The 13758-nt window shown below is 63.8% G+C and carries 10 protein-coding genes and 1 tRNA gene; 6 read left to right on the top strand and 5 right to left on the bottom strand.

Annotation, left to right across the window (positions count from 1 at the left end):
* Positions 1-180 precede the first annotated feature (180 nt).
* On the top strand, positions 181-1494 hold the full coding sequence (locus tag AB0L58_RS35120) for a UDP-glucose/GDP-mannose dehydrogenase family protein (protein WP_364393964.1): 1314 nt from the start codon (positions 181-183) through the stop codon (positions 1492-1494).
* A 52-nt stretch (positions 1495-1546) separates the two neighbouring features.
* On the opposite strand, the gene AB0L58_RS35115 is transcribed toward AB0L58_RS35120, so the two are convergent.
* Together AB0L58_RS35115 and AB0L58_RS35110 are read right to left on the bottom strand one after the other, a co-directional pair.
* Positions 1547-3580 carry a BTAD domain-containing putative transcriptional regulator gene (locus tag AB0L58_RS35115; RefSeq protein ID WP_364393962.1) on the bottom strand — a complete coding sequence of 678 codons (2034 nt, stop codon included), beginning with the start codon at positions 3578-3580 and terminating at the stop codon, positions 1547-1549.
* A gap of 1047 nt (positions 3581-4627) precedes the next feature.
* Positions 4628-5329 (bottom strand): hypothetical protein, encoded by a 702-nt coding sequence (locus tag AB0L58_RS35110; protein ID WP_364393960.1) that lies wholly within the window; start codon positions 5327-5329, stop codon positions 4628-4630.
* 305 nt (positions 5330-5634) lie between these two features.
* Here AB0L58_RS35110 and AB0L58_RS35105 point away from each other — a divergent pair, with 305 nt between their 5' ends.
* Positions 5635-6969: an FAD-binding protein gene (locus tag AB0L58_RS35105; RefSeq protein WP_364393958.1), complete on the top strand. Its 1335-nt coding sequence runs from the start codon at positions 5635-5637 to the stop codon at positions 6967-6969.
* Positions 6970-7092: 123 nt separating this feature from the next.
* Complete coding sequence (locus AB0L58_RS35100; RefSeq protein WP_364393955.1) at positions 7093-7371, top strand: hypothetical protein; 279 nt, start codon at positions 7093-7095, stop codon at positions 7369-7371.
* Between the two features lie 9 nt (positions 7372-7380).
* Here AB0L58_RS35100 and AB0L58_RS35095 read toward each other — a convergent pair whose 3' ends face one another.
* A complete protein-coding gene (locus tag AB0L58_RS35095) occupies positions 7381-8565 on the bottom strand; it encodes an Ig-like domain-containing protein (RefSeq protein ID WP_364393952.1) in 1185 nt (394 codons plus the stop codon).
* Between the two features lie 345 nt (positions 8566-8910).
* Here AB0L58_RS35095 and AB0L58_RS35090 point away from each other — a divergent pair.
* Positions 8911-8983 (top strand) — tRNA-Lys (locus AB0L58_RS35090).
* Between the two features lie 487 nt (positions 8984-9470).
* Here AB0L58_RS35090 and AB0L58_RS35085 read toward each other — a convergent pair.
* Positions 9471-10010, bottom strand: coding sequence for a cupin domain-containing protein (locus AB0L58_RS35085; protein ID WP_364393950.1), 540 nt, complete (start codon positions 10008-10010; stop codon positions 9471-9473).
* Positions 10011-10253: 243 nt separating this feature from the next.
* Positions 10254-11243 (bottom strand): transcriptional regulator, encoded by a 990-nt coding sequence (locus tag AB0L58_RS35080; RefSeq protein WP_364393948.1) that lies wholly within the window; start codon positions 11241-11243, stop codon positions 10254-10256.
* Between the two features lie 62 nt (positions 11244-11305).
* On the opposite strand from AB0L58_RS35080, the gene AB0L58_RS35075 reads away from it, so the two are divergent.
* Both AB0L58_RS35075 and AB0L58_RS35070 read left to right on the top strand, forming a co-directional pair.
* Positions 11306-12463 (top strand): epoxide hydrolase family protein, encoded by a 1158-nt coding sequence (locus AB0L58_RS35075; protein ID WP_364393946.1) that lies wholly within the window; start codon positions 11306-11308, stop codon positions 12461-12463.
* Between the two features lie 80 nt (positions 12464-12543).
* Positions 12544-13665, top strand: coding sequence for a winged helix DNA-binding domain-containing protein (locus AB0L58_RS35070; protein WP_364393942.1), 1122 nt, complete (start codon positions 12544-12546; stop codon positions 13663-13665).
* Positions 13666-13758 lie beyond the last annotated feature (93 nt).

Here is a 13758-nt window from a genome sequence, read left to right as displayed (position 1 = left end):
CGACGCCCCGATGACGTGGCGCGCCTCATCGCCGACGTGAGCCGGGTCGAGCGGAAATGAGGTCGGCGAACCACCCGAAATCTGGCCGTTATATATGCGATGACGCGTAACGGTTCCAGCGGCTCAACCAATGGTTACGGCGGGTTGTTCAACACCCGATTTTCCACTCAGGAGAACGACATGCGTATTACGGTGATCGGGACAGGGTATCTGGGAGCGGTCCATGCCGCCTGCATGGCCGAAATCGGTCATGAAGTACTCGGTGTCGACCTCGATGCCGGCAAGATCGAAGTGCTGGCCGCGGGCCGCGCGCCATTCTTCGAGCCGGGCCTTTCCGAGGTGTTGGAGCGCAACGTCAGCTCCGGCAGGCTGAGATTCACGACATCGCTCGCCGACGCCGCCGAATTCGGCGATGTCCATTTCATTTGTGTCGGCACCCCGCAGGAGCAGGGCTCATATGCCGCAGACCTGCGATATGTGCACGACGTGATCGACGGGTTGGCGCCCCACTTACACCAGGACGCATTGATTGTCGGCAAGTCCACGGTCCCGGTCGGGACGGCGGCCGCGCTGGCGACCCGGGTGGCACGGCTTGCGCCCGGCAGCGTCGAGGTGGCCTGGAACCCCGAATTCCTTCGCGAAGGATTCGCGGTGGAGGACACGCTGAGGCCGGATCGACTGGTGGTCGGCGTCCAATCGACCGAGGCCGACTCGATCCTGCGGTCGGTCTATGCGCCGATATTGGCCGAAGGGGTCCCGTACATTTCGACGGATCTGGCCACCGCGGAGTTGGTCAAAGTCTCGGCGAATGCCTTCCTGGCAACGAAGATTTCGTTCATCAACGCGATCGCGGATGTCTGTGAAGCAGCGGGAGCGGACGTCGTCACGCTCGCCGATGCGATCGGTCATGACGAACGTATCGGACGCCGATTCCTGTCCGCAGGGCTCGGCTTCGGTGGTGGCTGCCTGCCAAAAGATATCCGTGCTTTTACGGCTCGCGCTCATGAACTGGGCGTCGGTCACACATTGGGTTTCCTCAAAGAGGTCGACGAGATCAATATGCGACGCCGCGAACACGTAGTCGAGCTGGCTCGGCAGTTGGTCGGTGGCTCGTTCCTCGGATGTAACGTCGCGGTGCTGGGTGCGGCGTTCAAACCGGACAGCGACGATGTCCGGGATTCTCCGGCACTCAACGTGGCGGCCGCGATTCAGCTGCGCGGTGGCCGGGTACGGGTGCATGATCCCGAAGCACTCGACAACGCGCGTGCGGTGTTTCCCGGGCTCGACTACGCCCGCGAGGTAACCAAGGCGTGTGAGCATGCCGACATCGTGCTCCACCTGACCGAGTGGCGGGAATACCGGGAACTGGACCCGGCGGAGCTCGCCAAGGCCGTGAGACACGCACGCATCCTCGACGGGCGAAACGTACTGTCGCTGGATTCCTGGCGTGCTGCCGGCTGGATGATTCGCGGACTCGGGCGGGCCGCCGCCTGATACCAAGGCGTGCCCGTCGGTACGAAGCCCGCGGCCGGTCGCCGAGGGTACTTCAGGAGGCGGCTTCGGGCCGGGACTCCGTGTCCTGCACCAGCGCGACCGCATAATCCCTGAGGAGCCTGTGCAGCCGGTAATGATTTCTGGTTACAACAGTGACCAGATTCTCATCGACCAAACGGTCCAGGAGCAGGCGGGTATACGAGTTCGTGGCGACGTAGTCGGGGACGAAGCCGTCGCGGGGCAGCAGGCCCAGAAAACGGAACATCTGTTGCTCTTCCGCGCCGAGTGATCGATAGGACAGGTCGAAGGCCGACCGCAATTGCTTGCTTGCGGCGGCAAGTCCGTTGAGCAGACCCCCTGTGCCGTAGAGCTGTTCGACGAGATCCGCGACCGTCGACGACGGCCGGGAGCGAAGGTTGCGCGCGGCTATCGCCAACGCCAGCGGGAGACGGCCGGACAGCTCCACCAGGCTGCGAGTCGCGTCCGGTTCGGCCTGGATTCGTATCGCACCCACCGACCGTCTCAGCATCTCCTCCGCCTCGGCGGGCGTGAATGTCGGTAGGAGCAGTGTTTCGGCGCCGTCCAATCCCAACGTTCGCCTGCTGGTGATCAGCACCAGATTGGTAGAGCCGGCCGGCAAAAGCGGCAGCACTTGGTCCTCCAGCGCGGCGTTGTCCAAAACTATCAAGGTGCTTTTGCCGTACAACTGATCCCGATAGATGGCCGCTCGCTCGGCCGAGCTGGGCGGTATCTGTTCGCTGGGCACTCCCAGCTGTCGAAGAAACGTCGCCAGCACCGAGGAAGGGTCCGTGGGAGCCTGAGCGGCGTATCCCTGTAGGTCGACATAGAGCTGGCCGTCACCGTAGCGACCTTCTCTTCGCAGCCGGTGCGCGGCATGCACCGCGAGCCGTGTCTTGCCGATACCGGCCATCCCGCCGATCACATAGACGGGCACCGCGGCGTCGGCGTTTTCGATGGAGGAGCCTTCCAACAGCTGCTCTAGTTCGGCGTTTCGGCCGATGAAATCGGAGATATCCGATGGTAATTGGTGATGTGCGCGTACCGGCGTGAACTTCGGCCGGCTCACTTCCTGCCGTAGTACACGCTGATGGGCAGCAGCCAGTTCGGGTGCGGGATCGGCACCGAGTTCCGACGCCAAGCGCCGTCGCAGGATGTCGAAGATATTGAGCGCGGCAGCCTGCTGCCCGCTTCCCGCGAGCGCGATCATCAAGGCCGCATGAATGGCTTCGTGCAGGGAATCGGCGGCGGCCACATGTTGCAACAGCGGAAGCACTTCCTGGTACCGCCCCAAATCGGCAGCAACGGAAGCATATTCGACTACAACCGCGCGGTATTCGCGGATAAGCGCCAACACGATCGGATGAGTCTGAAATCCGGCGATGCCGTCGAGCGGATCACCGCGCCACAGCGCGATGGCTTCGGCGAACAAACCGCACGCCGCATCGAGGTCCCTGTCGGCGCGGGCGTGTCGCGCGCGGGTGACTAGCCGACGGAATACCAGCAGATCGTGTTGATACTCGGTCACCGTGAGCTGGTAGCCGCTGGGTGTCACCGAAATCGGCTGTGACCGATGATTTTCGGCGATGGTCGGCTGCAGGCGCCGCCGAAGTCGGGACACTCTCGACTGCAGCAGGTTCGCTGTGCCGTAGGTCGGCCGGACATCCCAGAGCGCATCGAGCAACGCGCCGCGAGTCACGGAGACATTCGGTGTCAGCGCGAGCAATCCCAACAGAACGTGCTGGGCCTCGGACCCCGGATCGATAACCGTGCCGTCCACCGATACTCGAAGTGATCCCAGGATCTCGATCCTCAGCCGACCCGCTTGGCGGTATTCATCATCTGCCTGACGTACCAAATCGTCGAACTCGTAACGGGACAGCCCGAATACATCGGCGAGTTTGCGCAGCGTGGAAGCGCGCGGGCGGACGACTCGCCCCTGTTCGATGTCACGCAGTCCGCCGACGCTCAACCCCGCGAGGTCCGCAGCTGCCCGTTGGTCGAGACCGGCACGCCGTCGGAAGCGTTGGATGCTGTCCGCGAGTTGGCCACTGGCATTCAGCGACACATCGATCACCTCCTGAGCACGAAAGGCCGCAACGATATCCGCAGATCAGAAGCCGCGTCGCTCGATCCTGTTCGTGGGGGCCCGGTCCGAGAAACCGGTCGCTTGATTGTGGCACCACAAGATCGAAAACCGTGTTCCCGCTACCGGAAAGCCGAGTGGATCAGCGGCGGATCGAGGCATGCTCGGCATGACTGAACTGGTCGTTCATCTCCCCTCGGGCACGGACTTCGTTCGCGACGTAGAGAACGGCGGGGGCACGCTACCGGCCGATCACCGTGTGGCGCAGGTCATTTCGACGTGATGGGGTCACGATGTCGAACCCAGATCTACCGACCGGACCCGTTCGTCGGTCCGCCTATCCCGTGGCCGGTTGAGCGCCGTGCCGATGTGATCGAGCGCTTCACCGACGCCCTACGCGAGTGGACACCCACCGAGCCAACGTGCACGCAGCATCGCACCCCGAGCGACTGAACTGGATGTGGTTGCGGGCAGCCGACACAGGTTCAGCAGCCATGAATGTAAATACACTGGCTCCTACAGCAATTGGGGTTCTCTCGCTCGATGTGAGCGGTCCGCCAGCGAGTGGGAACCCGGCGACGACCACTGGATCCCTTACGAGGACCAGGTCGCCGCCCAATGGGAGCCGACCCAGATCTGTGTCTCCGACGTCAACGATCAGATCATTCTGGTCTGCCCGACATCACGTGAACACCCGCACATCCAGTTGATGCAATAACCAATTACGCGGCGAACGATCAGTTCCACGGCCGCCGCACAACCGCTCATCGGCAGGTCCGGACGTTCAGCTGCCGTCGCCAGGATCTCGGTCCACATAAGGGATCCGGAACGATGTTCTCTCGGTGGATCACCTGATGTCGGTAATCCCACGACCGGCGGCGTGGTGGTCCGAAAACGGGGTGTCAAACGACAGCCCCCGGTGCCGAGCGAGCTATCCTCGCAGCACCGGGGGCTGTTCTATGACCAGGATCACACGGCTCGTAGAACCGCAGGACAGAGCCTCACATTCGCCTATCTTCGCTGGTCAGATCATTTACCCGGAAATGGGGCATTGATCGTGGTGAAGTACTGGATCGCCGCACCGATCGCGATCGGTGCGGTCACCAGGATCTGGCCGGCCAGGGTGCCGAGCGCGCCGACGGCGATGATGCCGCCGAGGCAGCCGACCGCGGCGGCCGGAATGAACGGGCCGAACAAGCCGACGATGGTGGCCGCGGCGACCGTGGCTCCGGCGATGCCGCCGAGTACGCAGCCCGCGGCGCCGCCGACCAAGCCACCGACCAGCGTGCCGATCGTGGCACCCGCGCTGATCGTGCTGGTCAGGCGGGTCCAGGCGGCCTGCTCGCGGTCATACTGGGTCTTCCACGGCGCCTGATCCTCATACGGCAGCGCCACCGGCTTGTAGGCCGCGTGCGCCATATCGAATTGCGGGGTCAAGGTCGCGGTGCGGTCCTTGATCTCCGCGGCGATCGGGAACTCGAAATCATCGACACGGAACCGCAATTCGGTACCGATCAGGGTTGCCCCATCGGCCGCCTTGATCTTGAATACACCATCCTCGACAGCCATCGATCCCGCACTGGTTGTGATGATCGAGGATCGGTCGGTCGCCGACGCGGTGAAATCGACAGCACCCTGGCCCGAGGTGGGCGCCGCATGGACGGTCCCTGCGGTGACACCGAGCCCGGCGGTGACGAGCGCGGCCGTTACCGCGAACTTCTTGAATTTCATTGCTTGCATCCTCATCGGTTCTTCATGTGTCGAAACAAGTTGGCATTACTACTGATTCGGGAAGTCAGGCGGTAATGCCCGGATCGCGTCCGATCGGTACGCCGGACACGACTTCTTCGGAGAGGTCGAGGCTGGGATCGCTCGGCGCGCTTGCGTCGAACCAAACTGAGTTGAACTCGGTTCGGGTCTCACCGTACATGCACCGTGATCCACTTCACAAGCAAATCAATACTTGAACTGACTTCAGTTTCAGAGTTAGGGTGATCATCACGCCGGGCAGTACCGCGACGCGTGAGGAGCACCGAATGCCAGAAGTGAACACGGACGTACTCGTCATCGGCGGCGGGATGGCGGGGCTGACCGCGGCAGCCCGAGCACTGCATTTAGGAAAGTCGGTGATTGTCGCCGAAAAGGCAGCCACCGTAGGCGGATCCGCGCAATTCGCGGGATACGCCTGGACCACCCCCGCCCACGCGATCATGGACGAGGTCAACCCCCGCGGCGATATCGAGCTGCGCCGCGCACTCGTCAACGGATTCGGCCCCGGTATCGCCTGGATCCGATCGCTCGGTGTCGAATGCGCGGATGCGGTGACCGTGCTGCGCTACGGTTCCGGTCACCAATTCGATACGAACAGCTACATCGACGAATGCCGCCGACGGATCCGCGCCCAGGGCGAGCTGCTCACCGAGACCGACACCCGAGCCCTGCTCACCGAAGACGGTTCCGTCGTCGGTGCCCGGATACGACTTCCGGACGGCACCCAACGCGAGATTCGCTCTGCCGCAACGATACTCGCGACCGGCGGGTTCCAGGCGAATCCGGAGCTGGTCGAGAAGTACATTCATCCCGCGGCGAGCGCGATGCAGTTGCGGTCCAACCCGAACAGCGTCGGCGACGGACTTCGGCTTGCGAATGCCGTCGGCGCCGCGACCAGTAGCGCGCGCTCCGGTTTCTACGGGCACCTCATTCCCACCGGAGTGCAGTTCCGCGATCCGTCTGACTTCGTAGCGCTGTCGTTGTACTACAGCGAGCACGCCTTGCTGTTCAACCTCGACAACCGCCGGTTCACCGACGAAACCGTCGGCGATCACCTGACTACCATGGAACTGCTGGATCAACCCGAGTCCCGGGGACTACTCGTCGCCGACGAGCGGGTCTACCGCGACTGGATCACCGGGAGTTACGTCGAAGGTGCGGACGCGCTCGACAAATTCGAGCTGGCGCAACGCCGCGGCGGCCGCTGCGGCATCGCCGAAAGTCTCGACGACTTCGCATATCTGCCCACCGAGTGGGGCTACAACGGCGTCGAGATCGCCGCGCAGATCCGCGCCAGCAACGCCGCGGGTCCAGCCGTGCGACCCCCGCGCACCTACGACGCGCGACCGCTCGACCACGGCCCGTATTACGTCATCGAGGTGTGCCCCGCCCTGACATTTCCGTTCTACGGCATTCGCATCGACCGGCACGGCAGAGTCCTCGCCGCAAGCGGCGGCACCATCAATGGACTCTTCGCGGCGGGCGCCGATATCGGCGGCCTCTACGACCGCGCGTACGCGGGCGGCATTGCCGCCGCACTCGTATTCGGACTTGCCGCGGCCGACCGAGCAGCCGCCGACCGCACCGGAGCGCCTACCTGAAGGTCGTGTTCATGGACTCGACCAATTATCTGACATATGCACATTTCACTCCGTAGACTGCGGGCATCAGGGGCGGTGTCACCGGGATGCCACCCCAACCGATCAGAAAGACACCAGTTCGTGATGCGTTCCGCGGTAATCGCAGCTTTCGTCGGCGCAACTCTGCTCACCGGAGCCACCGGTACCGCGACCGCGGATATCGTGATCGAACCAGGCAGCGGATCCAGTACGGGTTCGAGCTCGGTCACCACTGGATCGGCCGGCGGTGTCACCACCACCGGCTCCTCGGGCACCGGCTCGGCCGGTGCCGCGATGTCCGGCTTCGAAAACCTGTTGTTCGGCGGGCCGCTGCTGTGCGCCGCGCTCGGGAGCGCCGTCGGGGCAACGCTCAGTTGCGCGTAGGGCAATCCCCTAGCGGTTGTCGGCGTTGCCCGTCTTCCATTCCGGCCACGGAATATTCCAGTCACCGAGTCCGTCCACGCCCGAAAGCGTGCCACCCACAGTGTTCTTGACGATGGTGATGTCACCGCGCTTGGCGTTCTGCAGCACCCACAGCGCGTTCGCGGGGCTCAGGTTCAGGCAGCCGTGGCTGGTGTTCGAGTAGCCCTGCGCGCCGACCGACCAGGGCGCGGAGTGAAAGAAGATGCCGGAGTAGGAAAGACGGGTCGCGTAGTCGACCGGTGTCTTGTAACCGTTCGGCGAACTGACCGCGACGCCATAGGTCGAGGAGTCCATGATGATGCGGTCGAAGCGGTCGCCGACGATGTAGATGCCGTTATCGGTGGGGGTGCTGTCCTTCCCCATCGAGGTGGGCATGGTCCGCACCACCTGGCCGTTCATCTCCACCGTCACCTGCTTGGTGTTGTCATCGGCGGTGAAGATCGTCGAATCGCCGATGGTGAAGAACGAGTGGATATTGTCCTGACCGAACAGTCCGTTGCCGAGATCACGGCCGTAGACATTCACATCGATGGTGACCTTGGTCCCCGGCGCCCAGAAATGCTCTGGCCGCCACCGGACCTCGCGCTTGTTCACCCAGTAGAAGGCGCCTTCGACCGGCGGCTCGGTGGTGATCTTGATCGCGTTCTGCGCGGCCTGGCGGTCCGGGATGTTCTCGTCGAACTGCACGGCCACCGGCTGGCCGATACCGACCACTTCACCCTCACCGGGCAGCAGATACGGCTTGGTCTGACTGTCCGGGGAACTGGTCGTGAAGCTCAATGCCGTGGAATTCGCACCGCCGAGACCGATCGCGTCGGCCGTCAACCTGTAGGTCTTGCCGTAACCGAGCACCTCGGTTGTCTCCCAGGTCCGCCCGTCCGCGGCCAACTTGCCCGCCACCGGAGCACCCTGCGGATTGGTCAATGTCACGGTGGTGAACTTGCCGTCGTCGACCTTGAAGGTCAGCGGAACACCCGGCGATACCCCCATGTCACCGTCCTTGACCGGGGAGAACAGCTTGGGCTTCATCAGCTCGGTGATCGGATTGCGATCGATGGCGACCGTCGAGGGCTCGGTGGCGTTGGACGCCGAACACGCCGTCAAGGCCAGCGCCAATACCGCGCCTACGATTACCGGTCCCGTGATCTTTCTCATCGACCGATGTCGACGCTGACCAACGCTCATAACCAACCCCGTTTCAAGTCCCGATGCACCAGGGCACCGACGGCTCGGATCCAACCCGACCACGCTCCTCCCGCAACGCCGACGGAGTTCGGTCTGGACCACGCTCCAGACATTCTGCCAGCTCAACGGGTCCGGTCCAACGTGAAAATCACTCCGCCACAGGCGAGTTCCACCGGTTAGATCATCCGCACCCCACCGGCTGTTAACACCCGTCTCGAACTCCCCCATCGCCCCCGGTCAGAAACCGATTTCACTTCTGGGTGCTCGGCCTGTTAAGGTTTGTCCCGCACCGGAACACGGAGTGCAACAAGATCCGCGCCATTAGCTCAATTGGCAGAGCAGCTGACTCTTAATCAGCGGGTTCGGGGTTCGAGTCCCTGATGGCGCACAAGAAGCACCCGGCCCGACCTGTTTTCAGGTCGGGCCGGATTCATCTCATGAGATCGTTACCAAAAATACGCAAAAAATCAGCACCAACGTCCGTCGGTTATGTCGACCGGCGATGCGTGGGACCGCGCCCGAGCGTCACCTCGCGAGCCGACGGGCCGGGGATTTCGACGGGCCATCGGCCGCGACCGCAACAAGGCCGCTCACACTTCGCCGCGAAGCTACACGCCGTGATCGGATTGATCCTGCTCAGGACAGGCCGGGTACGGCTGCCATCCGATACGCGCCGAGCTATTCGACACGCAACGCGCAGTCCATGCCGCCCACATCGGTGACCTGCCAAGCGTAGGTAGGGCGAGAGCGCGGCGAGTTGGTCGGCGGTGATGGTCCAGCCGTCGGCGAGCAGGCTGCGGACGACGACCGGGGCCGGGCCGACCATCGGGCGTGGATAACTGGCACAGCAATGACGCGTGCGCCTCGGCTGGCGGCTAATGCGTCGGGGGCTTCAAGCCGTACCGCGTCACTACACCATCCAGCCAGTCCGGAGACCCATAGGTCAGGCCGTATTTCTTGGCGAGTTCCGCGAATTCGGGCGACTCGTGCATCGCCGGCCCGTCGGCTTCGGGGCTGTCGTGGGCAGCGAGCAACTCGGCGAGCTCGCGGAAGTAGGTCTCGAACCCTCCTGGCGTGATGACCTCGACGATTCGTCCGGGCACCGAGCCTGCGTTCCACATGGCATGCATCTGGCCGCGCGGCTTGGTGATGTAGCCGCCGGGCTCCAGCACCACCTCGTCATCGTCGGATCGAAACCCGATCTCACCCTCGAGAACGATCGAGTGCTCGTCCTCATGCGTATGGCGGTGCGGAGCGGTAATGAAGCCGACCTCGAATGGATGCTCCAATATGGCCACTTCTCCGCCGTTGTCACGGCTGTAGAGTTTGAAAACCGCTCCGAATCCAGGAATGTGGACAATATCCCCGCCCCCGGGCGGTACCACCCGTACATCTGTCGCGCCAGTGGCGTCCATGCCGCCTCCCTGATCGTCGAACCTGCGGATACCACGGATCAGAACCGATAAGTCGGTCGGTTACGGTCTCGCTATCAGCTTATCGACTGAAGCGGCCGACCCCATAACTTGCTCCGCTGTCTGCTCGCCTTCGAGCCCGAGCGCCGTCGACCGCCTCGCGTGAACGAGAGCGGCCTCGAGGCCATCGCCGCTGTCGATGTTCGACGTTGCTTTCATAGCGACGATGTGTCGAGCCTGTCGGCGTCAAGCTTCGGTGGTTCGGGTAGCGCCTGCGATGGCACGCAGATAGCGGTTGGCCAGTGAGTGAAGTAGCTCGACCAACTCCGGCGGGTCACCGACGGTGAAATCGATATCGTGCATACCCAGTTGTCCGATGTTCAGCGCCAGCGCCTCTGGGGTGTCCGCGCCGGTGTGGAGCGCACAGGTCGTGTCGTCGATCGCTTCGATGGTGCCTGCGGCCGGGGGAATGCGGGCGCTGAGGAATTCGGCGGGTGCGTGCACAGTCACCGATGCCCGGAATCGCCAGGCCGCGGCGGATACGCCCCGGGTCACCCGATCGCTCACGTCTTCCGGTAACTCACGGGGAGAAAATCGTGGCCCGGTCGGGCTCTTCGGCGTGATGCGATCGACGCGAAAGGTACGCCAGGCGCGCCGGTCGATGTCGAAGGCGACCAGATACCAGCGCTGGCCCCAGTTGACCAGCCGATAGGGCTCGACCACTCGCCGGCTGTCGCCACCATCGTGATCGCGGTAGTCGAATCGGAGTTGTTCGTGATCGCGGCACGCGGCCGCGATCACGGTCAATGTCTCGGCATCGACGCGCGGGCCGGTGCCGTCTCCCGGCACGGAGACGGTATAGACCTGCAACGCATTAACCCTGCGCCGCAACCGATTCGGCAGCACTTGTTCGAGCTTGGCGAGGGCCCGCAGTGCGGTCTCCTCGACTCCGGCGATGCCGCCCCCAGCGGCAGTACGCAGGCCGACAGTGACCGCGACGGCTTCCTCGTCGTCGAGTAGCAGCGGTGGCAGGCTGGCGCCGGCGCCGAGTCGGTAGCCGCCCGCTGACCCTCTGGTCGCGTGCACCGGATAACCGAGGTGACGTAGCCGTTCGATGTCGTTGCGCACCGTTCTGGTGCTGACTTCCAGTCGTTCGGCCAGGTCTGCGCCGTTCCAGTCGCGCGGGATCTGCAACAGCGAGAGCAGCCGAAGCAGTCGCGCCGAGGTCTCCAACATTTTTTCAGTCTGCCATTTCATTAGGAATGAAGTCTTCCTAAAGGTCTCCTACCGTTCAGGATATGACGTTCAAGACCACCGCGATCACGCCGTTCCATGTCGATATTCCGCAGGCAGGCCTCGACGATCTACAGGATCGGCTGGCGCGCGCTCGCTGGGCCGACGAACTGCCCCCAGAGACCGAGGGAAAGGTCCAGACCGGGCCGGTGCCGCCAGGCTGGGAATACGGCGTCCCGCTCGACTATGTGCAGCGGCTGACCGCCTACTGGCGTGCTGGATACGATTGGCGCACATGGGAATCCAAGCTCAACGCCTACCCGCAGTTCACCACCGGGATCGATGGACAGCTGATCCATTTCCTGCACGTACGTTCGCCGGAGGCTGATGCCACCCCGCTGATCCTGACCCATGGGTGGCCGAACTCGGTGTTCGAGTTCCTCGACCTGATCGACCCTCTCACCGATCCGCGCACCCACGGCGCAGACCCGGCCAAGGCATTTCACCTGGTGATTCCGTCTCTGCCTGGCTTCGGCTTCTCCGGGCCCACTCGGGAGCAGGGCTGGAATCGCTACCGCACCGCGGCGGCATGGGCAGAGCTGATGAAACGATTGGGCTACGACCGCTACGGCACACACGGCAACGACATCGGTTCGCACGTATCGCCCGAACTGGGTCGAATCGACCCGGACCACGTGATCGGGGTGCACGTGACCCAGCTGTTCTCCTTCCCGTCCGGTGACCCGGCGGAGCTGGCCGAGCTGACCGAGACGGAACGGGGGTATGCGCAGCATCTGAAGTATTTCAACGACAACATGTCCGGCTATGCCCGGCTGCAGGAGAGCGCGCCGCAGAACCTCGCGCACGCGCTGGCGGACTCACCCACCGGGCAGCTTGCCTGGACGGCGCAACTGCTGGGCTCACTCGACGACGATCATGTGCTGACCAACGCCACGCTGTACTGGCTGACCAACACGGCGGCTTCGGCCGCCCGCTTCTACTACGAGGACCACCACGCCCAGCACCCGGCCCAACCGACCACCGCTCCCACGGGCCTGGCCAGCTTCGCCTACGACTTCACTCCACTGCGCCGTTTCGCCGAACGCGACCACAGCAACATCGTGTCCTGGAACGAGTTCGACCGGGGCAGCCACTGGGCGACCCAGGACGCACCCGACCTGTTGATCGCCGACATCCGCCGATTCTTCGGCGAACTGAAGTGATCAACACCGAATGATCGTCCGTGGTAGTGGCGCCGCCTCGGCGCCACCAAACCCCACTGTTGTATCGAAAGGTTCTACCGATGACGCAAGTACTGAGTCGTCGAGCGCTCAATCGTGCCACCCTCGATCGGCAGTTGCTGTTGCGCCGCTCCGAGTTGTCCGTCATCGACGCGGTAGCGCAGCTGGTCGGGCTGCAAGCCCAGACCCCGCACACCTGGTACGTCGGATTGTGGTCACGGCTGGCCGGTTTCGTCCCCGAACAGGCCGCCGAGTTGCTCACCGAGCGCACGCTGATTCGAATTGCTTTGATGCGCTCGACAATTCACCTCGTCACCCCGGACGACGCACGTGCACTGCGTCCACTGGTCCAACCTGTACTGGATCGTGACCTCTATCGCAACCACACACACGGCAAGCCCATCGAAGGCATCGACATGGCGAAACTGATCGCCGACGGTGTCGAGTTGCTCGCCCCGAAACCGCTGACCAACAAGCAGCTCGGCACATTACTCGGCCAACGATGGCCGAACCGCGCGCCCGCCTCACTGGTCTATGCCATCCGCAACCAGGTGCCTTTGGTACAGGTGCCACCACGCGGCGTCTGGGGCCGCAGCGGGCCGATCGCTCACACCACCGCCGACGCATGGCTCGGCGCCGACCCCACGACCACCGCTTCGCTCGAGCGAATGGTCCTGCGCTACCTGGCCGCCTTCGGCCCCGCCAGTGTGAAGGATATGCAGATGTGGTCCGGCCTCACCAGGCTGCGCGAGGTCGTCGACCGAATGCGGAAGGGCCTGATGATCTTTCACGATCAGCACGGCCAGGAGCTGTTCGACCTACCCGACGCCGCACGCCCGGACCCCGACACCCCGGCACCGCCAAGGTTTCTGTACGACTTCGACAACCTGTTGCTCTCACACGCCGACCGCACCCGCGTGATCACCGATGAGCACGGCAGACAGGGCTACCGCACCCAGCGCCCCGCTCCGCAGATCCTGCTGGTCGACGGATTCACCGCAGGCGACTGGACGATCAACCGGGAGAACGGATCCGCGACGATCACCATCCGGCCCTATGACCGGCCATTCACCACGCACGATGCGGCCGCCGTCACCGCAGAAGCCCACGCGTTGCTGGCATTCACCGACCCTGACACCGAGACCCGCAACGTCGTCCTCGGCGGACCCCGTCAACGAGTGTGATCGGCGACCGTTGTGCCGCGCGTCGGGAAGGGTGCCGGTCAGTCGACGGGACGTCCGGCGGCGGCCTCGCCTGGCGGGCCATCGGCGGTGCCG

It is taken from the genome of Nocardia sp. NPDC052112 (assembly GCF_040680135.1).
In the GTDB taxonomy this organism is placed as follows: domain Bacteria; phylum Actinomycetota; class Actinomycetes; order Mycobacteriales; family Mycobacteriaceae; genus Nocardia.
The sequence above is the reverse complement of the archived record's forward strand: the minus strand, read 5'-3'. Positions and strand labels throughout refer to the sequence as shown.